Below are 22,798 nucleotides of genomic sequence, written 5' to 3'. Positions count from 1 at the left end.
CGCGCGCCGCGGCCGACCTTCCACCGCGCACACCTCCCATTACCACGTCGTTACAAAGCGTATAAATAACGCGATTCGCTGTAGGACACGGCTACCTCCGTCAGGATTCAGACGTACGATCACCGATCGTGACGTCGACGGTTCCTGAATCAACACAGCAGGTCAGCGGGGGTGTCAGCGCAGAGGTGGAGGTACAGCCCAGCACCGGTGCTCATGAGCCCATCCCGCTGCTCATCCCTGCGGACGGGGTACCCCCCGTCATCGTTGACACCGCGGAACTCGCCGCGGCGGCGGAACGCCTCGCGGCCGGCATCGGGCCGGTCGCGTTCGACGCCGAACGTGCGTCCGGTTACCGGTACAGCCAGCGGGCCTACCTCGTCCAGATCCGACGGCGGGGCACGGGCTCGCTGCTCCTCGATCCGATCGCGCTCGAGGATCTGAGCGTCATCCAGGACGCGGTGGGCGGGGTCGAATGGGTGCTGCACGCCGCCAGCCAGGACCTTCCGTGCCTGTCCGAGCTCGGTCTGCGGCCGAGTCTGCTGTTCGACACGGAGCTCGCCGGCCGGTTGCTGGGCTACGAACGGGTCGGGCTGGGGATAATGGTCGAACGGGTGCTGGGCTACGGGCTGGAGAAGGGCCATTCGGCCGCGGACTGGTCGACCCGCCCGCTTCCCGAGCCGTGGCTGCGCTACGCGGCACTCGACGTCGAGCTGCTGGTGGAGTTGCGCGACGCGCTCGAGGCGGAGCTGATCGAACAGAACAAGATCGAGTTTGCCCGGCAGGAGTTCGCCGCGATCGTCGCGGCCCCGCCACGCGAGCCACGGGCCGAGCCGTGGCGCCGGACGAGCGGGATCCACCGAGCCCGGTCCCGCCGCCAGCTGGCGGCGGTCCGGGCGATGTGGACCGCCCGGGACCGGCTAGCTCGTACCCGTGACGTCGCGCCGGGTCGCGTCCTCCCGGACAGCGCGATCATGGACGCCGTGCTGAACGCCCCCACCGACGCGGCCGCGCTGGTCCGGCTGCCCATCTTCTCCGGACCACGGATCCGCCGCACCGCGAACGTCTGGCTCGACGCCCTGCGTGGCGCCGCCGCACTGCCCGAGGAGGAGCTGCCCGCCCCGGCCGGACCGGGCGGCGACGGTCTGCCGCCGCCCAACCGCTGGGCCGAGCGCGACCCGGTGGCCGCGTCGCGGCTGGCCCGGGTGCGGGCCGCGCTGGCCGCCCTCGCCGCCGCCCACACGATGCCGGTGGAAAACCTCCTCGAGCCCGCGTTGTCCCGGCGGCTCGCCTGGTCCCCGCCGAATCCCCTGACGGACACGGCCGTCGCCGGGGCGCTGCGGACCGGCGGGGCACGCCCCTGGCAGATCAAGCTGACGGCCGCTCCCCTGCTCACCGTCCTCGCCGAGCCGCCGGCCGAACCGACGGAACCGGCCGAACCGGCCGAACCGGCAGCCGAGCCGGCGGGCTGACGACCGGATCCGCGGGTCGTGGGCCAGGGACGGACCGGCGCATCACGGCATCGGCCTCCCCGGGCATCCGGCATCCATGGCTCCGGGATGTCTACCGGCTGGTAACCGCTGCCGTAGGCTAGCCGTGCCGGCGGTATCCGCGCCGGTGCCGGCTGGCTGTCCAGGCCCTGGAACCGGGTTTCGGACAACGGCCGACGTTCGACGGCGACGAACCGGCGGTCGGTGGCGGCCGCGGGTCGGGAGGTCCCGTGTTCGGATCATCCAGAAACTTCGTACGCGACGTCGTGTTCGTCGACGGGGTCCGAACCCCGTTCGGGAAGGCCAAGGGCGTCTACGCCGAGACCCGTGCCGACGATCTGATCGTGCGGGTGATCCGGGAGCTGCTGCGACGCAATCCTTCCCTCCCCCCCGAGCGGATCGACGAGGTGGCGATCGCGGCCACCACCCAGATCGGCGATCAAGGCCTGACCATCGGCCGGGTCGCCGCCATCCTGTCCGGGTTGCCGGAAACGGTGCCGGGCTTCGCGATCGACCGGATGTGCGCAGGCGCCGTCACGGCGGTGACCACGACGGCCTCGTCGATCGCCGTCGGCGCCTACGACGTGGCCGTGGCCGGCGGGGTGGAACACATGGGCCGCCACCCGATGGGCGAAGGCGCCGACCTCAACCCCCGGTTCGTCGCCGAACGGCTCGTGGACACCTCCGCGCTGGTGATGGGCTCGACCGCCGAGAACCTGCACGACCGGTACCCCAAGATCACCAAATCGCGGGCGGACGCCTTCGCTCTGGCCTCCCAGGAGAAGGTCGCCAAGGCGTACGCGAACGGTCAGATCCAGCCCGACCTCGTCCCGGTGGCCGCCCGGCACGTCGAGACGGGCTGGGAGTTCGTCACCGTCGACGAGCCGCCGCGACCGGACACCACGCAGGCGGGGCTCGCCGGGCTGCGCACGCCGTTCCGGCCGCACGGGCGGGTGACCGCGGGCAACTCCGCCGGGCTCAACGACGGCGCCACCGGCTGCCTGCTCGCCGCCGCCGAGGTGGCGGCCGAGCTAAGCCTGCCGGCGAAGATGAGCCTGGTGGGTTTCGCGTTCGCCGGAGTCCCCCCCGAGGTGATGGGCGTCGGGCCGATCCCGTCGACGGAGAAGGCGCTGGCCCGCACCGGCCTGACCATCGACGACATCGGCCTGTTCGAGCTGAACGAGGCCTTCGCCGTGCAGGTCCTGGCCTTCCTCGACCACTTCGGCATCGCCGAGGACGATCCCCGGGTCAACCCGTACGGCGGGGCCATCGCGTTCGGTCACCCACTGGCGTCCAGCGGGGTGCGCCTGATGACCCAGCTCGCCCGGCAGTTCGCCGAGCATCCCGAGGTGCGCTATGGCATGACGGCGATGTGCGTGGGTCTCGGCATGGGCGCCACCACGATCTGGGCGAATCCGCACCACGCCGCGGCCAACTGAGCAGGTACGACGACCGAGCAGGCACGACGACCGAGCAGGCACGACGACCGACCCGGGACGACCCGTCCGACACGACCGGGCCCGCGGCGGAACCGAGGGGAGATCCATGACCATCGACGAGGTGACCCTGTCCTTCCCGGGCGAGGTCGTCACGGCCGCCCACGTCCGCTACGCGCGGCTGCCCGAGGTGGCCGGGCCCGTCGCCCTGATCACCCTCGACAACGGTCATGACCACACCCGGCCGAACACCTTCGGCCCGGCCGGCCTGCGGTCCCTGCTCGCCGCCGTCGACGAGATCGAGGCGCACGACCCGCCGGTCGCCGCGATCGCCGTCACCGGCAAGCCGTTCATCTTCAGCGTGGGTGCGGACCTGTCCTTCCGCTCATCGCTCACCGACCCGGAGCGGATCCGCCCCTCGCTCGCGGCGCTCGGCCGCCTCGGGCACGAGGCCTTCGCCCGGGTGGGTGAGGGTCGCCTGGGTGACCGGAAGGTCCCGACCTTCGCCCTCGTCAACGGGGCGGCGCTGGGCGGCGGGCTGGAGCTGGCCCTGCACTGCGACTACCGGGCGCTGTCCGCCGGCATTCCCGCACTCGCCTTCCCAGAGGTCTTCCTCGGCCTCGTCCCGGGCTGGGGCGGCACCCAGCTGCTGCCCAACCTCATCGGCGCCGAACGGGCGGTGTCCGTCGTCATCGGCAACGCGCTCAGCCAGAACCGCATGCTGCGCGGCCGGCAGGCGTTCGAGCTGGGTCTCGGGGACGTGCTGCTGGAGCCGGCGGACTTCCTGGCGGAGGCGCTGCGCTGGGTGGGCCAGGTGCTGCGCGGCGATGTCGACCCGGTGGCCGCCCGCGCGCCGGTCGAGCGGGGGGCGGGCTGGGCGGAGGCGATCGCACGGGGCCGGACGCTCGCCGACGCGAAGCTGCACGGGGCCGCGCCGGCCGCCTACCGGGCGTTGGACCTCCTCGCGCTCGCCGAGACCGCCGACCGCGCCACCGGGTACGCGGCCGAGACCGAGGCCCTCGCCGATCTGTCCGTCAGCGACGAACTCGCCGCCAGCCTGTACTCCTTCGACCTCGTGCAGAAGCGGGCGAAGCGGCCGGTGGGCGGGCCGGACCCGGCGCTGGCCCGGCCCGTGACGAAGGTCGGGGTGGTCGGCGCCGGCCTCATGGCAAGCCAGCTCGCCCTCGTGTTCGCGCACCGGCTCGAGGTGCCGGTGGTGCTCACCGACATCGACCAGGCCCGGCTCGACGCCGGGGTCGCGGGGGTCCACCAGGAGGTCGACAACCTCCTGCTGCGCCACCGCATCACCCCCGACCAGGCGAACCGCTACAAGGCGAACGTCACCGGATCCCTGACCAAGGACGCCTTCGCGGACGCGGACCTCGTCATCGAGGCCGTCTTCGAGAACCTGGCCGTCAAGCGGACCGTGCTCGCGGAGCTCGAGGCCGTCGTGGCGCCCACGGCCGTGCTCCTGACGAACACCTCGGCGCTGTCGGTCACCGAGATGGCCGCTGGGCTCGATCATCCCGAACGGGTAGCCGGGCTGCACTTCTTCAATCCGGTGTCGGTCCTCCCCCTGGTCGAGGTGGTCCGCGCTGCCCGCAGCGACGACGCCACCATCGCGACGACGCTGGCCGTGGCGAAGAACCTGAAGAAGAACGCGGTCCTGGTCGCCGATGCCCCGGCGTTCGTCGTCAACCGGCTGCTGACGCGGTTCCTCGGGGAGGTGCTCGGCGCGACAGAGGGCGGTACGCCGCTCGAGGAGGCCGACCACGCCCTCGATCCGCTGGGGCTGCCGATGTCCCCGATGACCCTGCTCGCCCTCGTCGGGCCGCCGGTCGCCCTGCACGTCGCGGAGACACTGCACGCGGCGTTCCCGGACCGGTTCCGGCGGCCGACGGCTCTCGCCCGGCTGGTCGAGGCGGGCCGGAGCGGCGTCTACACCACGGGCCCGGACGGCGTCCAGACCGTCGACCCGGACGCCGCCGCGCTCATCTTCACGCCGTCCCCGGCCGCCACCCCGCTGACCGGGGACGAGGTACGCGAGGCGGCGCTGCGGGCGCTCGCCGAGGAGATCCATCTGATGCTGACCGAGAAGATCGTCGCGGAGGCCGCCGACATCGACCTGTGCATGATCCTCGGCGCCGGCTGGCCGTTCCACCTCGGCGGCATCACGCCCTACCTGGACCGTAGCGGCATCAGCGAGGCCGTCACCGGGCAGCGCTTCGCCCCGCCGGGGGTCGCCACCCTGCGCTGATCCAATCGGCCGCCCTGACCATCGGCGCCGGTCAGGCCGTGCGGACCGGTGGCTCGTCGTCGCCACCGCCGCGTCGGCCATCGCCGGGGGAATCATCGAACGGGCCCGGCTGCTGAAGATCCGGGGGCAGCGACGGGTCCAAGGAGAACGGGGCGCCGGGCGTCAGCAGGCAGTAGCTTCCGGATTCCTTTCCCACCTGGTACGTCTCGTGGCTCGCCGCGGCGCTGCCGCGCCGGACGTCGACCTGAACCTCCCGGACCGTCGGGGAACCCACGGACCGGTGGATCTGCACTCTTCGCACGGCGAACGAGGCGATACCGCCCTGGACATCGTCCAGAGCCCGCATGATGATGGCGAACTCGGACGCTGGGCGGCGTTCCTGGACCGACGGGCAGAGGCGGACGTAAGCGGCCTCGTAGCGCGAGTCCCTGACCTCCATCAGGTAGGCGCGGACGGCGTTGGCAGGGCCGTCGGTGGAGCGGAGGAGCAGGAACAGACCGGTTCCGCCCGCGCCGGTCAGGAGGGCGAGCACGAGGACGAGCGGGATCAGCCACCGGGCCCGACTACGGCGGGGTGCCGGCGGCCCGCCCGGCCACCCGGGGCCGCCCCACGAGATCGGCGGGACGGGCGGGGGCCACCCGGGTGGCCGTTGCGGGTCATGGTGCACCCCCCACCCTCCTCCCACTTTCCTCACATTCGCTCCTGCATCGCATCATCAGTACACAACAGCCGAGCACCCCGCTGCCGTAGGGCGACACCGACGAGCGCCCAGACCAGGTCGGCGATCGTGGCGAGAAGCCGCGCCACCAACGCGACCAGGGTCGCCGGCCCGCTGGCGACCGCCGGCGCCAGCGCCAGCACCAGCACCGCCTCCCGCACCCCCGCCCCGGCGGGCAGCACCAGTACCAGAAATCCGGCGGTCCAGGCCAGGGCATAGGCCCCGAGGGAGAGCAGCAACAGCCGGCCGCCACCGACCGCCGGATGCAGATCCCGGACGAGCAGCCAGGTCGCCACCCCGTAGCAGCAGAAGCTGAGCAGCAACCAGCCGGCTCCGGCGGCGACGGCCCGCGGGGGCAGCGGTTCGGTCAGCGGTGGGCGGCGCAGCAGCCGGAATGCCAGCGCCAGCAGGCGGGACAGCACCGGGGGACAGAGCACGACGACGAAGACGGGCACGACCGCCAGCGCCCACCAGTAGTCGGCGAGCGCCTGCGCGGAGACGAACGGCAGGGTGACCGCCGCGGCGAGCCCCCCGCTCGGCACCGCGAGCGCCAACACGACCAGGCTCGCCGAAGCCGCCTTCGGCCGGGAGACGCCGTGGTCGCGGGAGAGCTCCATCTGCGCGAGCACCGGCCACACGCTGCCCGGGATATATTTGCCGATCTGCCCGACGAAGAAGATCCGCACGGCGGCCCGCAGGGGAAGCGCGGCGCCCAACCCCCCCAGCAACGCCCGCCAGGACAACACGGTGGTACCGACGGCAAGCACGGTGACCACACCCGAGGCCACCACGCCGCCCACGGTGAGCGAGCGGACGGACTCCTCGATCTCGTTCCACTGGCTGACCATGGCGAGAACCAGTAGCCCGAGGGCCACCAGAAGCGCACCACGCACGGCCCACCAGCGTGGGCCGTGCCCAGCCCGGCGGCGGGAGGCGGCGCCCTGGCGCGCCGACACGGTGTGCTCACCCACCTGGTCAGCCTAGGACGGCGGTCGGGCCGCCACCGCGCCGGGCCCCGACACGGTGGCGGCCCGACACGGTGGCGGATCCCGACACGGTGGCGGATCCCGACACGGTGGCGGATCCCGACACGGTGGCGGATCCCGACACGGTGGCGGGTCCTTGCCCGTCGGACCCCGATGACCGGGCGGCACCCGGGTGCGTCCGGGATCAGCGCACCCGAGTCAGAGCACCGGGATCAGCGCACCCGAGTCAGAGCACCGGGGTCAGCGCGCCGCGGTCAGCGCTGGTCGCCGATGGCCTCGCCGGCCCGCTCGCCCGCCGGGGCCGCTTCGCCGGGCGAGGTCGGGTCGTCCTCGATCGCCGGCTGGCGCTTCGCGACGGCCTCGACGACCTTGCGGGCGAGGTCCTGCGGGGCAAGCCCGACCTCGGCCATGACCTCGTCCCGCTTGCCGTGGTCGAGGAAGCGCTGGGCGATGCCGAAGTCCCGCAGGGGCACGTCAACGTCGGCGTCGCGCAGCAGCTGGGCCAGCGCCGCCCCGACCCCGCCGACCCGGCCGTTATCCTCGACGGTGACGACGAGGTCGTGGGCGCGGGCAAGATCGATCAGCGCCGGGTCCAGTGGCTTGACCCACCGCGGGTCGACAACGGTGATGCCGATGCCCTGGCTCGCGACCCGCTCCGCGACCTCCAGGCAGGTGGCGGCCATCGCGCCGATGGAGACCAGCAGCACCTCGCGGCGCTGGGCCACCTTCGGCGAACGGTAGAGCACGTCCACCCCGCCGACCGTGTCAATCGCCGGCACGTCCACGGCGACCTTGCCCTTGGGGAAACGCACGACGGTCGGGCCGTCGGTGTCACCCACGGCCTCACGCAGCTCCGCCCGCAGGGTCGGCGCGTCCCGCGGGGCGGCGATCGCGAGCCCCGGGACGACCTGCAGGAACGACAGGTCCCACATGCCGTTGTGCGACGCCCCGTCCTCCCCGGTGATGCCGGCCCGATCGAGCACGAACGTCACGGGCTGGCGGTGCAGGGCGACGTCCATCAGGACCTGGTCGAACGCGCGGTTGAGGAACGTGGCGTAGAGACACACGACGGGCTTGAGCCCACCCATCGCGAGCCCGGCGGCCGAGGTGACGGCGTGCTGCTCGGCGATACCGACGTCGAACACCCGGTCCGGGTAGGCCTTGGCGAAGGCGCCGAGACCAACCGGCTGGAGCATCGCGGCGGTCAGCGTGACGACGTCGGGCCGCTCGGAACCGATCTGCACGATCTCGTCCGAGAAGATGCTCGTCCAGCTGATGGTCTTCGACGTCGACACCGGCTTGCCGGTCGCCGGGTCGATGATGCCGACGCCGTGGAAGTTGTCGGCGTCGTCCTGCTCCGCCGGCGGGTAGCCGAAGCCCTTGCGGGTCACGCAGTGGACGATGACGGGCCCGCCGAAATCCCGAGCCCGGCGCAGGGCCGACTCGACCGCGACGACGTCGTGGCCGTCGACCGGGCCGACGTACTTCAGGCCGAGGTCCTCGAACATGCCCTGCGGCTGGACGACGTCTTTGATGCCCTTCTTGATGCCGTGCAGCGCGTCGAACAGCGGGGGGCCGACCAGCGGGGTGCGGCCGAGGACCTGCTTGACGACGTCGAGGACCTGCTCGTACTCGGGCGCCAGCCGCAGCGCGGCGAGGTGGTCGGCGAGGCCGCCGATCGTCGGTGCGTAGGAGCGGCCGTTGTCGTTGACGACGATGACGACGGGCCGGTCGTCGGCGGCGATGTTGTTCAGCGCCTCCCAGCACATCCCGCCGGTCAGGGCGCCGTCACCGACGACGGCGACGACGGCCCGGTCCTCACCACGCAGCGCGTAGGCACGCGACAGCCCGTCGGCGTAGGACAGGGCGGTCGAGGCGTGCGAATTCTCGATGATGTCGTGCTCGGACTCGGCCCGGCTGGGGTAGCCGGAAAGGCCACCCCGCTGGCGCAGCCCGGAGAAATCGTCCGCCCGGCCGGTCAGAATCTTGTGCACATAGGACTGATGGCCGGTGTCCCAAAGGATGCGGTCGAATGGCGAATCAAACACACGATGTATTGCCAACGTCAGCTCGACAGCCCCCAGATTCGGCCCGAGGTGACCTCCCGTACGCGCGACTGCGTGAATGAGGAAATCACGGATCTCGGCCGCCAGGGTGGCGAGCTCCTCGTGGTCGAGGCGCTTGACGTCCTGCGGACTACTGATCGTGGACAGAAGCGACACGGCGTGAACTCCCTCTCCCGAAAGGGGATCGGTCCGGGTCCGGCAAAGTCTACGCAGCCCGTCTGGCCCCTTGCAGACGGGCACCCGACATGTGAGTTCCTCGTAGACCGTCAGGCAATAGGCCTGATCGCGGTAGAATCCACCTCCCCGGTTGTCCACTATTGGTCCGGATCCGAGTACGCGGATGCACACACTCTGTCGGCGTGGCGCGCGGGCGACACGCCGGCACGACCAGGTCGTGTCGGGAGCGGCCGGAAGTGGAGTCCACGGCCTTCCGGCGACACTTCTGGTACCGACGCAATCACACCAGGTTCGGATTCCGGTCCGCGCCGCGCGGCTCGAGCAGTGCCACGCACTCGACGTGGGCGGTCATCGGAAACAGGTCGAAGGCGCGCAACACGACGAGGTCGTAGCCCGCGGCCGCCGCGGCGGCGAGGTCCCGACCCAGCGCGACAGGATCGCAGGCGACGTAGGCGACCGCGCGGGGGCGATGGGCGAGCAGCGCGGCCACCACCGCCGGGCCCGCCCCGGTGCGCGGCGGGTCGAGCACCGCGAGATCGACCCGGCCGGCCGGCCCGCCCGTACCGACCACCCCACGAACGGTAGCCGGCGTCACCCGCAACGCCCGCAGCGAGACCCATGGCAGATCGGCGAGGTTGTTCGCCGCGGCCGCGACCGACGCGGCGTCGGACTCCAGCGCGATGACGCGGCCAGCGGCGCCGACATCCTCCGCGAGGAACGCCGCGAACAGGCCCGTCCCGGCATACAGGTCGAGCGCGGTCTCCCCGGCTCGGGGACGCAGGGCCTCGCGGACCGCGTCCACCAGCACGCCGGGAGCCGCCGGATGGACCTGCCAGAACACCTCCGGCCCGAGCCGGAACCTCCGCCCCCCCACCACCTCGACGACCTCCCCGGGGGCTCCGACCTCCCCGGGATCCTCGCCGGTCCCGGCGTGCTCGTCGTTGACGACCGTCCCGGCACCGGCGGGATGCACCGCCACGGCCACCTGCCCGGTCGCCGGGCTGGCCGCGACCTCGACGGCGTCGGCCCCAGGAAACCGCCGGCCGGCGAGCGCCGCGAGGACGAGGGGGTGGGCGATGCGGCAGTCCGGCGTCGCCACCACCTCGTGCGAGCGGCTCGCCCGCAGCCCGACCTCGCCGCCGGCCGTCACCGCGAAGCGCATCCGGGTCCGCCACGCCAGTCCGTCGTCGGCGCCACCGGGCCGGTCGGATCCGGTCAGCCGCTCCGGACCGCCGACGGGCACCGCCTCGACCAGCACCTCCAGCGCCGGCTCGGCGCCGGGTCCGGCCTCGGCCGCCGTCCCTAGGCCGGACCCGGCGTGCGCGGGGCTGACCCGGGCGTCGAGGCCGCCGAACCGCCGAAGGGCGTCGGCCACGACCTCGGCCTTACCGCGCCGCTGCGCCGCGAGGCCGGCATGCTGCCAGTCGCACCCCCCGCACAACCCTGGACCGGCGTGCGGGCAGGGCGCGACCACCCGGTCCGGCGAGGGCGTCAGGACGGCGACCGCGTCCGCCCGCCAGTACCGCTCGTGGGAGGCGTCGGTAACTCGGGCACGAATCCGTTCGCCGGGCAGGGCATGGCGGACGAACACCACCCGACCGCCCGAGCGGGCGACGCAGAAGCCGCCGTGGGCCACCGGCCCGACGTCGAGGTCGAGCAGCGAGCCGACCGCGATCCCCGGCACGCGGGCCTGCCGTGCGGTGCCCCCGAAGACGCGCGATCGCGCGGGCCGACGCTGTCGACTCACCGCTTCCGCTCCAACGGGCCGGGAAGCGTGGCCCGGCCCTGTCGCACCGCGCCCGCCCCGGTTCGTTCGAACCGCTGCTCGGCCAGCCTGGACGAGGCGAGCTGCCAGGGCACGCTGGTGACCATGACGCTGGGCTGGAAGAGCAGCCGGGCCTTGAGCCGCAGCGCGCTCTGGTTGTGCAGGAGATGCTCCCACCAGTGACCGACGACGTACTCCGGGACGTAGACGGCGACGACGTCGCGGGGGCTCTCCCGCCTGATCCGGGCGACGTAGTCCAGCACCGGGCGGGTCACCTCCCGGTAGGGGGAGGCCAGCACCACGAGATCGACGGTGATCCCCCGCTCCGTCCACGCCTTGCGGAGCCGATCGGCCTCCGCCTGGTCGACGGCGACCGTGACCGCGACGAGGCTGTGCGGCCGCGACGCCTTGGCGTAGGCCAGGGCCCGCAGTGTCGGGGCATGGATCTTACTGACGAGGACGACGGCGTGGATCCGGGAGGGCAGGGTCGGCGGCCCGGGTTCCGGGGTGAGTTCGACCGCGACCCGGTCGTAGTGAGCCCTGATCCCCCGCATCCCGAGAAAGATGATCGGGATAGCCAGACAGACGATCCAGGCACCGTGGGTGAACTTCGTGACCAGCACGAGGATCAGCACGGTGCCGGTGAGGCAGGCGCCGAAGAAGTTGATCGCCTGAGACCGGCGGATCCGCCGGCGGGCGGCCGGATCGGACGCCGCCGGGTCGTCCGAGCGCAGGATGCGTGCCCAGTGCCGCACCATCCCGGTCTGGCTGAGGGTGAACGAGATGAAGACCCCGAGGATGTAGAGCTGGATCAGGGCGGTGACCTGCGCGTCAAACACGACGATCAGCAGGATCGCGAAGCCGGCGAGCAGCACGATCCCGTTGGAGTAGGCCAGTCGGTCACCGCGGGTGTATAGCTGACGCGGCAGGTAGCCGTCGCGGGCGAGGATCGAACCCAGCACCGGGAAGCCGTTGAAGGCGGTGTTCGCCGCCAGCATCAGGATGAGAGCGGTGACGACGGCGATGTAGCCGAAGCCGGGCGATCCGTCCCCGAAGACGGCGGCGGCGACCTGGGCGATCACGGTCCGCTGCTCACCACTGGCGCCGATCAGGTCCCCGGTGTGCTCAGCGACATGCACGTCGGAGATCAGAGCCAGCGCGGTGACGCCGCCGAACATCGTGACTGCGATAAGCCCCAGCATCAGCAGGGTGGTCGCGGCGTTGCGGCTCTTGGGCTTCCGGAACGCGGGCACCCCGTTACTGATCGCCTCGACCCCGGTGAGCGCCGTGCATCCCGAGGCGAACGCCCGCAACACCAGGAACACCAGGGCGAATCCCGCGTAGTCACGCTCGGCGACCACCTGGTACCCAGCACTCTCGGCCCGCGGCGGATGACCGACGGCCGCCTGGACCAGCCCGGTGACGATCATTACGAAGATGCCGAGCACGAAGCCGTAGGTCGGGATGGCGAACGCCGTGCCGGACTCGCGCACCCCACGCAGGTTCATTATCGTCAGTAGGACGACGATGACGACCGCGAGGAGCACCTTGTGCGCGGCGAGCCCGGTGATAGCGGACGTCAGGTTCGCGACACCGGCCGACACCGACACCGCGACCGTGAGGACGTAGTCAACCAGCAGGGAACTGGCCACCAGCAGGCCGGCCCGCGGGCCCAGGTTGACCGAGACGACCTCGTAGTCGCCGCCGCCGCTCGGGTAGGCGTGCACGTTCTGCCGGTAGGACGCCACCACCGTCAGCATCAGGATGGCGACGGCTCCAGCAAGCCAGGGCGAGATGTGGTAGAAGGCCAGCCCACCCAGCGACAGGACAAGCAGGATCTCCTCGGTCGCGTACGACACCGAGGAAAGGGCATCGCTCGCGAAGACGGGCAAAGCGATGCGTTTAGGGAGCAATGTCTCCCCAAGCCGGTCGCTCCCGATCGGTCGACCGACGAAACCGCGCTTGAGGCGGTCCGTGAGCGCCACGCGGCGATGCTACCGACGCCAGCCACGCAGTTCAGTATCAGTGTGACGTGGCACACAGATACTCCGTATCCGGAGATCCGGCCACGTGACCTGCGCCGGTCAGCCCGGATCGGACTACCCTCAACCCTTGTGCACGTCGTGATCCTCGGCTGCGGCCGAGTCGGCTCCGCGCTTGCCCGCAGCGTCGAACGGTTCGGCCACTCAGTGGCAATCATCGACCAGAACCCCGCCGCGTTTGGGCGGCTACCGCAGGATTTTACCGGTCTGCGGGTCACCGGGATGGGCTTCGACCGCGACACCCTCATCGAGGCGGGCATCGAGCAGGCCGCCGCGTTCGCCGCCGTCTCCAGCGGGGACAATTCGAACATCATCGCCGCCCGGGTGGCCCGCGAGATGTTCGGGGTCGAGCGGGTCGTCGCGCGGATCTACGATCCCCGCCGGGCCGAGGTCTACGAGCGGCTCGGTATCCCCACCGTCGCCACGGTGCGCTGGACCCGGGACCAGATCCTCGACCGGCTCCTACCCGACGCTGTCACGCCGCAGTGGTCCGACCCGTCGGGCTCGGTGCTGCTGGCCGCTATCCCACCCGGACCCGCCTGGGTGGGCCGCCGGATCCGGGAGTTGGAGGAGTCCGCCGGGGTACGGGTGGCCTGCGTGACCCGGTTCGGCGAGGGTGTCCTGCCCGATGCCCGCACCCTCGTCCAGGACGGTGACGTGGTGCACGTGGCGGTGACGAAGGCGCACGCCTCCGAGGCGGACACGGTGCTGCGCACCGGGCCGGACGGCAAGGACTCCGGGTAGATCCGGGCAGATCTGGGCAGATCCGGGTAGATCCGGGTAGACGATGCCGCGCGAAGAGGAGAAGCGATGAGCGTGCGCCGGGTGGTGATCGCGGGGGCGGGCAAGGTCGGCCGGTCCATCGCCGCCGAACTGCTGGAGAACGGCTCCGAGGTGCTCATCATCGAGCGGGATCCGCAGAAGATCCGGACCGACGCGCTACCGGAGGCCCGGTGGCTGCTCGCGGACGCCTGCGAGCTGTCCCAACTCGACGCGGCCGGGCTGAATGAGTACACCGTCCTGGTGGCCGCCACCGGGGACGACAAGGTGAACCTCGTCGTCTCGTTGCTCGCGAAGACCGAGTTCGGCGTGCCCCGGGTAGTGGCGCGGGTCAACCATCCCAAGAACGAGTGGCTGTTCACCGAGTCGTGGGGGGTGGACGTGGCGGTGTCCGCGCCGCGCCTAATCACGGCTCTGGTCGAGGAGGCCGTCAGCGTCGGCGACCTCGTCCAGCTGATGCGGTTCCGGCAGAGCGATGCATCCCTCGTCGAGCTGACGCTGGCCGAGAACGCGCCGGTGATCGGCCAGCGGCTCAGCGAGATCACCCTGCCGGCGGACAGCGCCTTGGTGGTGATCCTGCGTGACGGACGGGCGGTCGTTCCCTCGCCCGACGCCACGTTGGAAGACGGCGACGAGATTCTCGCGGTCACGACAAATGCCGAGGCCGAGGAGAAGCTCGCTGTGCTGCTCGGTCAGGCGCCGGCAGGCGCGGGCGCGCCGGGCTGACGCGCGACAGGCTGGCGATGCGGAGGCGGTCAGCCGGCAGGCCGCCGCTCGCCGCGCGGGGGCTCGCCGCGCGGGGCGTCCTCGGCCAGCACCTCGCCGGCCACGACCGTCGAGTCGGTGGCGGCGGGGGGCAGCGGTGCGATCCGGCGGACGATGGCGAAGCTGGCCAACACCGCGACACCGAACAGCGGAAGTCCCAGGGCGATGTTGGCCGCGGCCAGCCAGCCGGGCTGGTCGGCGAGGTAGAGCACCCCCTGCACGACGAACCGCACACCGAACACAGCGATCCAGACCACCGTCGCCCACACCGCGGCCCGCCGCTGGCAGGGTACCCGCTGCCAGCTCGCATAGCGGCTGTCCAGACCGGCCATGAGATACCCCGCCACCGGCCGGCGCAGGACGATCGACAGCAGGGCCACCACCCCCCAGAGCGCGTTCTTCGCGATGCTGGGCAGGAAGAACCCCTTCGCATTCCCGGTACGAGAGGCCACGAATGCGGCGACCGCCACGGCGAACAACCCCGAGAAGGTCTGCTGGGTCGGCTCACGGCGCACGATGCGCAGCGCCAGCAGAGCGGCCGCCGTGGCAATGGCGACCGCGATGCCGGCGGTCAGTCCGGCCTCGGCGTTCACCGTCACGAACGCCACGGTGGGCACGGAGCTGTCGATGATCCCCCGTGGGCCGCCGATGGCCTCGGACATCGTCATCGGCGGCGTGTCGGGAGATGGCGTACGTGGCATGTCTGGTTGGGATCCCGTCGGGTTGGGCGGACCCGCCGACCTAGGCGCTCGCCGACGGAACGGGGAGTAGTTCGTAACGCGGGTTGAAGATGATCGGACGGTTCTCCTGCACGGTAACGCGCCCGGAGGCCTTGACCGACGCGCCAGCCCGCAGGCCCGGGATGTCCCGGCGGCCGAGGAAGACCAACGTGACGGTGCCGCTACCGTCGTAGATGTCGACCTCCAGGGCCGGTGCACCCGACCGCGCACGTACCGTCACGGCCTGGATGGTACCCGCGACGCAGATCTCGTCCCGGTCACGACAGCCGCTCATCGGGGCGGCACCCGCCGCCGCCGAGGCCGCCTGGAGGTCCTCGGCGTCGAGCTCGCTCGTCCCTGCTGTCAGTCTGTGGAGCTTGCGCCCCAACCAGCCGCGTGACTCGCCCACGGCTCCTCCGATCCGGCTCGCCGGCGACTCGGCGCAAGCAACTGCGGCTCGAGCACGTCCAGCACGTTCAACACGTCTCATGCAACGCATGACCGGTACTCAATGTGCCCGCCCCGCATGGCGCCTTCGGCGCAATGCGGGGACCCCGGGCACAGGGCGCCGTACGGGGTCTCCGTCGAATCACCTCCGGTGACCCTCCTGGGAGAACCATCGGGCGCCTTCGGCGCAATGCGGGGACCCCGGGCACAGGGCGCCGTACGGGGTCTCCGTCGAATCACCTCCGGTGACCCTCCTGGGAGAACCATCGGGCGCCTTCGGCGCAATGCGGGGACCCCGGGCACAGGGCGGTCAGCGGATCTCGGCTATACGCGCACCGCGCACGGGCATCTCGGGCCGTCCGCTGGTCGCCGAGGCGACCGGTCCGCCGGAACCATCGGGGTGATCGGGGTGATCGGTGATCTCTTTAGGCAGCCTCAGGGGCAACGGATCCCGCACCGGCATCGCGCCGTCACCACGAGAAATGATCAGATTGCGCAACGCGGCGTCCAGGAGGGGGCCGGCCGCCGGATCCTGTCCGGCCGCGCCAGTCACCACCGCCCGCAGAAACCAGCGCGGACCGTCCACACCGATCATCCGGCCCGGCACGGTCTCGCCCGGCCGCCCGGTCGGCAAGCTCATCCGCAGTTCGGGGCCGTAGCGACCGTCCGCCTCCGACCCACCGCCCCCCTGAATGGTCTCCAGGATCTCGGCCCGCACCTCGTCCCACAGGCCCCGGCTCTTCGGCGCCGCGAAGACGGAGAGCTCCATCGCGCTGCGCCCGTCGGTCACCAGCACCGTCAGCGGCTTGCCGGTCGACTCCTCGACCTGGAACTGCACCTGCATGCCGTCGAGCGCCGGAATCCGCAACGACCCGAGATCGAGGCGATGCACGTCGTCATCGGGTGCCTGCGCGATGTCGTAGGGACCATCGGGCTCCGACGAGCCCCGCGAGGTGACCTTCTCGGGGACGTCCATCTCGGAGGCCCCGCGACGGTCGAACTCCCTACGTCCTCGTCCGAACACCGGTGGTCTCCTTTCCTGCCCCCCCGGCGGACCCGAAACCCCCCGTGGAGCCGAACCCGCCGCTTCCGCGCACCGAGGCCGGCAGCTCATCGACCTCCCGGAACACGGCGTGCTCCACGCGCTGCACGACCAGCTGGGCGATCCGGTCGCCCCGATGCAGGATGATCGTGTCAGATCGGTCGGTATTGATCAGAACGACTTTGATTTCTCCACGGTAACCGGCGTCCACCGTTCCCGGGGCGTTGACCACGGACAGGCCGTGCCGCGCGGCCAGGCCACTGCGCGGATGGACGAACGCCGCGTACCCGGCCGGCAGGGCGATGCTCAGACCGGTTCCGACCGTCGCCCGCTCCCCCGGGCCGAGCGTCACGTCCTGGGCCGTCACCAGGTCCGCCCCCGCGTCCGACGGCTGGGCGTACGCCGGCAGCGCCAGCTCGCGGTCCGACCGGCGGACGAGGATCTCCACCCGACCCGGTACGGCGGGCGCGGGCTGCACGGCGAGTGGCACCGCGGACGCGGGAGGCGGGGCGGTGGGCGGGGCGGTGGGCGTCGTCGGATCGGTGGCGGTCATGGCTCTCCTGGTCGAGGGTGCCCGGTCCGGGCGTGACCCCCACGCTAGGCCATGGCCCTCGTCCCGCCATCGGCCTGCCGGTCCGACGGGCCGCAGCAAGCCCCGGACTCCGGCGGGCGTATCCCGGCGTGATCGGATAGCAGATGATCCGAGAGGCCAAGACGATCCGAGGGGCCAAGCAGGCCGGTCGGGGTAAGCAGGGGGCGGGCGGACCGACATGGTCCTCGCCGAGGAACGAGAGGTGTGGGGTGGCGAAAGCAGCGTCAAAGCTGGGATGGAAGATCGTCGGCGGAGGGGCGACCGCGCTCGCGGGCATGGCCGCGAGCCGAGTCGTGAACGCCCTGTACCGCAAGGTACGCAAGTCCGACCCGCCGGCCAACCCGGCGGACCCGGACACCGCCTGGACGGAGGCCGTCGCCTGGGCGGCGATCTCGGGTCTCGCGATCGGGATCGGCCGGTTGGCGGCCGAGCGCGCGGCCGCGCGCGGATGGGCCCGGGCGACGGGTTCACCGCCGCCCGGCATGCTCCACCCGAAGACCTCCTTCTCCGAGGAGTGGACGGCATCCGAGGACTGAACGCGTGACCGACGAGCACCGACCACGAGCCGCTCTCCGGGGTACCCGGCTGCTCCTTTCCAGGCACGATGGGATCAACCGGTGCGCCGTCCGGATCGGCGGCGTCGCGATCAGCGGGAGGCTCGGATGGCCGTGTACGCCCTGGGGGACGCCGTCCCCACCATCGATCCCACGGCCTACGTCCATCCGGACGCGACGGTCATCGGCACGGTGACGATCGGGCCCGAGTCCACGGTGTGGCCGGGCGCGGTGCTGCGTGGCGACTACGGGACGATCGAGATCGGTGCCCGCACGTCCATCCAGGACGGCACGGTGATCCACGCCACCGAGGAGCTCACCACGGTAGTGGGCGACGACTGCACCGTCGGGCATCTGGCTCACCTGGAGGGTTGTGTCGTCGAGGACGGCGCCCTGGTCGGTTCCGGTTCGGTGGTACTCCACCGGGTCCGGATCGGCCGGGGCGCGCTGGTCGGCGCGGGCGCGGTCGTCGTGGGCGGCACGGTCGTGCCGCCGGGCGCGAGGGCGCTCGGCGTGCCGGCGAAGATCCTGCCGGACTCCGTCGCCCCGGGTGCCCTCGCCGCCGGGGCCGCGATCTACGTGGCGAACGGCAAGCACTACCGCGAGCAGCTACGCCGGATCGACTGACCGGTCGACCGCCGGGCCACCCACGCCTCGCCCAGCCCTCCCGGCGGGTCCGCCGACGGCCCGACGGCCGGTGCGCCCGAGGTCTCACCGTTGGGTCCCCACCCAGGTGAGCGGATGTCTCAGAGAGTGTCACAGCCGACGCCGCGCCACGTAACGGCGCGTTCCTACCGTCGTGGCATCACCCGCACCTCGGAGGATCATCTATGAGCGCCACGCTGGAAGGCGTCCCGACTACCGGCACCGTGACCGGTCCGTCCCGACGCGGCCACTGGATCGACGACTGGCGGCCCGAGGACCGCACCTTCTGGAACAACGGCGGTTCCCGCATCGCCCGCCGAAACCTGATCTTCTCGATCCTGGCCGAGCACATCGGGTTCTCGATCTGGTCGCTGTGGGCGGTGACGGTCCTGTTCCTCGGACCGGCCTACCACATCGACCCGGCCGGCAAGTTCCTGTTGACCTCGCTGCCCGCGCTCGTCGGCAGTGCGCTGCGGATCCCCTACACCTTCGCCGTCGCCCGGTTCGGGGGGCGTAACTGGACCATCTTCAGCGCGGCGTTGCTCCTCGTGCCGACGATCCTCGCGGCCGTCGTTCTCTCCCCCGGCGTCTCCTACCCCACCCTGCTGATCGTCGCCGCGGTCGCGGGGGTCGGAGGCGGTAACTTCGCCTCCTCGATGACCAACATCAACGCTTACTACCCGGAGCGGCTGAAGGGCTGGGCCCTGGGGCTGAACGCCGGCGGCGGAAACCTGGGGGTGGCCGCGATCCAGCTTGTCGGCCTGCTCGTCCTCGCCACCGCCGGCAAGGACCACCCCCGGGTCGTCCTTGCCGTCTACATCCCGCTGATCGTCCTGGTGACGCTCGGCGCGGCGCTGTTCATGGACAACCTGTCGAGCGCGAAGAACGACCGGGGGGCGATGCGCGACGTCGCCCGTGACGGTCACACCTGGGTGATATCGCTGCTCTACATCGGCACGTTCGGGTCGTTCATCGGGTTCGGCTTCGCGTTCGGCCAGGTGCTCCAGGTGCAGTTCCACGACCAGTTCAGCACCCCGATCAAGGCCGCCTACCTGACCTTCCTCGGTCCGCTGCTCGGCTCGCTGATCCGCCCGGCCGGCGGCATCCTGGCGGACCGCGTCGGCGGAGCGAAGGTCACCTTCGTCAACTTCGTGGCGATGGCGGCCGCGGCCGCGATCGTGCTCGTCGCCTCGCTGACGGAGTCGCTTCCTCTGTTCCTGGTCGGGTTCATCGCGCTGTTCGTCTTCAGTGGCGTCGGGAACGGGTCGACGTACAAGATGATCCCGGCGATCTTCCGGGCGAAGGCCCAGGCCAGCATCGACGCCGGTGGCGACCCGGTCGCGGCGCAGCACTCGGCCCGGCGGCTGTCCGGAGCCCTCATCGGCCTGGCCGGCGCGATCGGCGCGTTCGGCGGGGTGCTGGTGAACCTGGCCTTCCGGCAGTCGTTCCTGAGCTACCGGACCGGCAACGCGGCGTACATCTCCTTCATCGCCTTCTACGCGCTGTGCTTCGTGGTGACCTGGTTCGTGTATCTGCGGCCCTCGGCCAGGCGTCTTGCCGGCATCTGATCCCGGCTGTGCCCGGTGTTCAGGCCAGTTCGACGGCGACGGCGATCTCGCCGCCGGTCGGGCTCAGCGTGAGCTCCCGGATGCTGCCGGCGCTGCGCAGGTCCGCGGCCACCGACTCGACGAGGGCGACGAGGTCGGCCTCGCCGCTGATCCGGACGCTCGCGACCTCGGCCTTCTGCGACACCTTCGCCTCGGACTTGGCCCGGCGGACACCGGACAGCGCCGCCCCGACGGCACCGAGGAGCTCCACGCGGGCGCCCTCGGCGAGCTTGCGGATCTCGGCGGCGTCCGGCCAGCTCGCCCGGTGCACCGAACCGGGACGCCACCAGGACCAGACCTCCTCGGTGACGAACGGCAGGACCGGGGCGAACAGCCGGAGCAGCGCTGACAGGGCCACCGAGAGCGTGGTGTGCGCGGAGGCCGCGCCCGCCGCCCCGGAGGAGCCGTACGCCCGGCCCTTCACAAGCTCGACGTAGTCGTCACAGAACCGCCAGAAGAACGACTCGGTGACCTCGAGGGCCCGGGCGTAGTCGTAGCCGTCGAAGGCCGCGGTGGCGGCGTCGACCACGTCGGCCAAGGCGGCCAGCAGGGCACGGTCCAGCGGTTCACTGGCCGGGGCGGGGGCCGCCTCGGCGTCGGAGACCTCGGCGTCGGAGACCCCGGCGTCGGGGGTCACGGCAAGACCGAGCGCGAACCGGCTGGCGTTGAGGATCTTGATGGCGAGCCGGCGGCCGTTCTTCATCTGGCCGACATCGAAGGCGGTGTCGGTACCCGGCCGCCCGGACGCCGCCCAATAACGGACCGCGTCCGACCCATGCTCCTCGAGCAGGCCCATCGGGGTCACCACGTTGCCCTTGGACTTCGACATCTTCTTACGGTCCGGGTCGAGGATCCAACCGGAGATCGCCGCGTTCGACCAGGGCAGCACGTCGAACTCGGCGTGGGTGCGCACCACCGTCGAGAACAACCAGGTCCGGATGATCTCGTGCGCCTGCGGACGCAGGTCCATCGGGAAGACCCGGGAGAACAGATCGGTATCGTGCTCCCAGCCGCTGGCGATCAGTGGGGTGAGCGAAGACGTCGCCCAGGTGTCCATCACGTCGGGGTCGGCGGCAAACCCGCCGGGCACGCCCCGCTGCTCGGCGGCGTACCCGGGCGGGACGTCGCTGGACGGGTCGACCGGCAGCGAGGCCTCGTCGGGCACGATCGGCGCGTCATACCGCGGCGCACCGGCGGCGTCCAGCGGGTACCACACCGGGAACGGCACGCCGAAGAACCGCTGCCGGCTGATCAGCCAGTCGCCGTTGAGGCCGTCGACCCAGTTCTCGTAGCGGACCTTCATGTAGTCCGGGTACCAGCGCAGCTCCTGGCCGCGTCCACGCAGCGCGGCCCGCAGCGGCTCGTCCCGCCCGCCGTTGCGGAGGTACCACTGGCGGGTCGTCACGATCTCCAGCGGCCGGTCGCCCTTCTCGTAGAACTTGACCGGATGGGTGATCGGCCGCGGATCGCCGAGCAGCGCGCCGGACCCGGCGAGCAGTTCGACGATCCGCGCCCGGGCGCTGTGCACGGTCTTTCCGGCGAGCTCGGCGTACCGCTCCCGGCCGGCCGCGGAGGTGACGGCGCCCGGTGGGTCCGGGATGAACCGGCCGTCACGGCCGATCACCGCACGCGCCGGCAGCCGCAGCTCGCGCCACCACGTCACGTCGGTGAGGTCGCCGAAGGTGCAGATCATCGCGATGCCGGATCCCTTTTCGGGGTCGGCCAACCGGTGCGCGACCACCGGGACCTCAACGTCGAACAGCGGGGTCCGCACCGTGGCGCCGAACAACGACTGGTAACGCGGGTCGTCCGGATGGGCGACCAGGGCGACGCAGGCGGGCAGCAGCTCGGGACGGGTCGTCTCGATGACAATCGGGTCCGCCAGATCCCCGGAGCCCGCCAGATCCCCGGAGCCCGCCGGGTCCAGCCCGCTGCTCGGGGCGGAGACGCCCGACCGGGGGAAGGCCAGGCTGTGGTACGCGCCGGGGCGGTCCCGGTCCTCCAGCTCGGCCTGGGCCACCGCGGTACGGAAGGTGACGTCCCACAGCGTCGGGGCCTCGGCAAGATAGGCCTCCCCCCGAGCGAGGTTGCGCAGAAAGGCCCGCTGCGCAACGGTCCGCGACCGGGCGTCGATCGTCGCGTAGGTGTACGACCAGTCGACGGAGAGCCCCAGCCTGCGCCAGAGCTGCTCGAAGCCCTTCTCGTCCTCCAGGGTCAGCCGCTCGCAGAGCTCGACGAAGTTGCGTCGCGAGATCGGGACCTGCTCCTTGCCGGGCTTGTCCGGCGGAGTGAAACCCGGGTCGTAGGGCAGCGACGGCTCGCAGCGGACAGCGAAGTAGTTCTGGACCCGGCGCTCGGTCGGCAGCCCGTTGTCGTCGAAGCCCATCGGGTAGAAGACCTCGCGACCCCGCATCCGCTGGTAGCGGGCGATCAGGTCGGTGTGGGTGTACGAGAAGACGTGCCCCACGTGCAGGGAACCGCTGACGGTCGGCGGCGGGGTGTCGATGGAGTAGACCTGCCCGCGGTCGACCGTCCGGTCGAACGCGTAGGTGCCCTCGTCCTGCCATACCGTCGACCAGCGCGCCTCGATGCCGTCCAGGCTCGGCTTCGCCGGGACCGCGCGGGTGGACCGTTCCGTACCGTCTGTCGCAACCACAAGTAACGATCCTACGGGCGCCTCGATCGTGGTCATCGACCGCCGAGGTCCCCCGGT

The 22,798-nt window shown here is 71.6% G+C and carries 18 protein-coding genes; 8 read left to right on the top strand and 10 right to left on the bottom strand.

All coding sequences use genetic code 11. From position 1 onward, the window contains the following. The first annotated feature begins 128 nt into the window (after positions 1-128). The 3 genes from FRANCCI3_RS06665 to FRANCCI3_RS06655 all read left to right on the top strand — a co-directional run bounded on the left by FRANCCI3_RS06665 (position 129) and on the right by FRANCCI3_RS06655 (position 5,180). Complete coding sequence (locus FRANCCI3_RS06665) at positions 129-1,469, top strand: HRDC domain-containing protein (protein WP_049760860.1); 1,341 nt, start codon at positions 129-131, stop codon at positions 1,467-1,469. Between the two features lie 248 nt (positions 1,470-1,717). After that, positions 1,718-2,926, top strand: coding sequence for a thiolase family protein (locus FRANCCI3_RS06660; RefSeq protein ID WP_011435773.1), 1,209 nt, complete (start codon positions 1,718-1,720; stop codon positions 2,924-2,926). 106 nt (positions 2,927-3,032) lie between these two features. Further along, positions 3,033-5,180 (top strand): 3-hydroxyacyl-CoA dehydrogenase NAD-binding domain-containing protein, encoded by a 2,148-nt coding sequence (locus tag FRANCCI3_RS06655; protein ID WP_011435772.1) that lies wholly within the window; start codon positions 3,033-3,035, stop codon positions 5,178-5,180. A gap of 31 nt (positions 5,181-5,211) precedes the next feature. On the opposite strand, the gene FRANCCI3_RS06650 is transcribed toward FRANCCI3_RS06655, so the two are convergent. The 5 genes from FRANCCI3_RS06650 to FRANCCI3_RS06630 form a co-directional block, all read right to left on the bottom strand. Continuing rightward, positions 5,212-5,847, bottom strand: coding sequence for a hypothetical protein (locus tag FRANCCI3_RS06650; protein ID WP_023841681.1), 636 nt, complete (start codon positions 5,845-5,847; stop codon positions 5,212-5,214). 23 nt (positions 5,848-5,870) lie between these two features. Then, a complete protein-coding gene (locus tag FRANCCI3_RS06645; RefSeq protein WP_023841682.1) occupies positions 5,871-6,869 on the bottom strand; it encodes a lysylphosphatidylglycerol synthase domain-containing protein in 999 nt (332 codons plus the stop codon). Positions 6,870-7,138: 269 nt separating this feature from the next. Then, positions 7,139-9,106 (bottom strand): 1-deoxy-D-xylulose-5-phosphate synthase, encoded by a 1,968-nt coding sequence (dxs, locus tag FRANCCI3_RS06640; RefSeq protein ID WP_011435769.1) that lies wholly within the window; start codon positions 9,104-9,106, stop codon positions 7,139-7,141. Between the two features lie 301 nt (positions 9,107-9,407). After that, the gene (locus FRANCCI3_RS06635; protein ID WP_011435768.1) at positions 9,408-10,874 is read right to left on the bottom strand and encodes a class I SAM-dependent RNA methyltransferase; all 1,467 of its coding nucleotides are present in this window, start codon (positions 10,872-10,874) and stop codon (positions 9,408-9,410) included. After that, positions 10,871-12,877: an APC family permease gene (locus tag FRANCCI3_RS06630; RefSeq protein ID WP_011435767.1), complete on the bottom strand. Its 2,007-nt coding sequence runs from the start codon at positions 12,875-12,877 to the stop codon at positions 10,871-10,873. The genes FRANCCI3_RS06635 and FRANCCI3_RS06630 overlap by 4 nt, the downstream gene beginning before the upstream one ends. 129 nt (positions 12,878-13,006) lie before the next feature. Between FRANCCI3_RS06630 and FRANCCI3_RS06625 the strand changes: the two genes are divergently transcribed. Together FRANCCI3_RS06625 and FRANCCI3_RS06620 are read left to right on the top strand one after the other, a co-directional pair. After that, complete coding sequence (locus FRANCCI3_RS06625; RefSeq protein ID WP_035908790.1) at positions 13,007-13,678, top strand: potassium channel family protein; 672 nt, start codon at positions 13,007-13,009, stop codon at positions 13,676-13,678. A 30-nt stretch (positions 13,679-13,708) separates the two neighbouring features. Beyond that, positions 13,709-14,440 (top strand): potassium channel family protein, encoded by a 732-nt coding sequence (locus FRANCCI3_RS06620; RefSeq protein WP_255353887.1) that lies wholly within the window; start codon positions 13,709-13,711, stop codon positions 14,438-14,440. A 29-nt stretch (positions 14,441-14,469) separates the two neighbouring features. Here FRANCCI3_RS06620 and FRANCCI3_RS06615 read toward each other — a convergent pair whose 3' ends face one another. The 4 genes from FRANCCI3_RS06615 to dut all read right to left on the bottom strand — a co-directional run bounded on the left by FRANCCI3_RS06615 (position 14,470) and on the right by dut (position 17,240). Continuing rightward, positions 14,470-15,180, bottom strand: coding sequence for a DUF3159 domain-containing protein (locus FRANCCI3_RS06615; protein WP_011435764.1), 711 nt, complete (start codon positions 15,178-15,180; stop codon positions 14,470-14,472). Positions 15,181-15,220: 40 nt separating this feature from the next. Then, positions 15,221-15,607, bottom strand: coding sequence for an OB-fold nucleic acid binding domain-containing protein (locus FRANCCI3_RS06610; protein ID WP_011435763.1), 387 nt, complete (start codon positions 15,605-15,607; stop codon positions 15,221-15,223). 348 nt (positions 15,608-15,955) lie between these two features. Further along, on the bottom strand, positions 15,956-16,669 hold the full coding sequence (locus tag FRANCCI3_RS06605) for a DUF3710 domain-containing protein (protein ID WP_011435762.1): 714 nt from the start codon (positions 16,667-16,669) through the stop codon (positions 15,956-15,958). Then, complete coding sequence (gene dut / locus FRANCCI3_RS06600; protein WP_011435761.1) at positions 16,650-17,240, bottom strand: dUTP diphosphatase; 591 nt, start codon at positions 17,238-17,240, stop codon at positions 16,650-16,652. The genes FRANCCI3_RS06605 and dut overlap by 20 nt, the downstream gene beginning before the upstream one ends. 248 nt (positions 17,241-17,488) lie before the next feature. Between dut and FRANCCI3_RS06595 the strand changes: the two genes are divergently transcribed. From FRANCCI3_RS06595 to FRANCCI3_RS06585, 3 genes are all read left to right on the top strand, one after another. Next, on the top strand, positions 17,489-17,815 hold the full coding sequence (locus FRANCCI3_RS06595) for a DUF4235 domain-containing protein (RefSeq protein ID WP_011435760.1): 327 nt from the start codon (positions 17,489-17,491) through the stop codon (positions 17,813-17,815). Between the two features lie 126 nt (positions 17,816-17,941). Next, entirely contained in the window at positions 17,942-18,460 is a 519-nt protein-coding gene (locus FRANCCI3_RS06590; protein ID WP_023841686.1) for a gamma carbonic anhydrase family protein, read from the top strand. A gap of 203 nt (positions 18,461-18,663) precedes the next feature. Continuing rightward, on the top strand, positions 18,664-20,046 hold the full coding sequence (locus FRANCCI3_RS06585) for a nitrate/nitrite transporter (RefSeq protein WP_011435758.1): 1,383 nt from the start codon (positions 18,664-18,666) through the stop codon (positions 20,044-20,046). A gap of 19 nt (positions 20,047-20,065) precedes the next feature. Here the strand turns inward: FRANCCI3_RS06585 and valS are convergent, their stop codons facing one another. Continuing rightward, complete coding sequence (valS, locus tag FRANCCI3_RS06580) at positions 20,066-22,741, bottom strand: valine--tRNA ligase (protein WP_041257817.1); 2,676 nt, start codon at positions 22,739-22,741, stop codon at positions 20,066-20,068. Between the last annotated feature and the right edge of the window lie 57 nt (positions 22,742-22,798).

It is taken from the genome of Frankia casuarinae (assembly GCF_000013345.1).
Classification (GTDB): domain Bacteria; phylum Actinomycetota; class Actinomycetes; order Frankiales; family Frankiaceae; genus Frankia; species Frankia casuarinae.
This window is presented reverse-complemented; position numbering and strand designations above follow the sequence as displayed.

Excerpts from the sequence above, each read along its gene's own strand:
- FRANCCI3_RS06655 (WP_011435772.1), top strand. The coding sequence starts at position 3,033 with ATGACCATCGACGAGGTGACCCTGTCCTTCCCGGGCGAGGTCGTCACG.
- FRANCCI3_RS06615 (WP_011435764.1), bottom strand. The coding sequence starts at position 15,180 with ATGCCACGTACGCCATCTCCCGACACGCCGCCGATGACGATGTCCGAG.
- dut (WP_011435761.1), bottom strand. The coding sequence starts at position 17,240 with ATGACCGCCACCGATCCGACGACGCCCACCGCCCCGCCCACCGCCCCG.
- FRANCCI3_RS06590 (WP_023841686.1), top strand. The coding sequence starts at position 17,942 with ATGGCCGTGTACGCCCTGGGGGACGCCGTCCCCACCATCGATCCCACG.
- FRANCCI3_RS06585 (WP_011435758.1), top strand. The coding sequence starts at position 18,664 with ATGAGCGCCACGCTGGAAGGCGTCCCGACTACCGGCACCGTGACCGGT.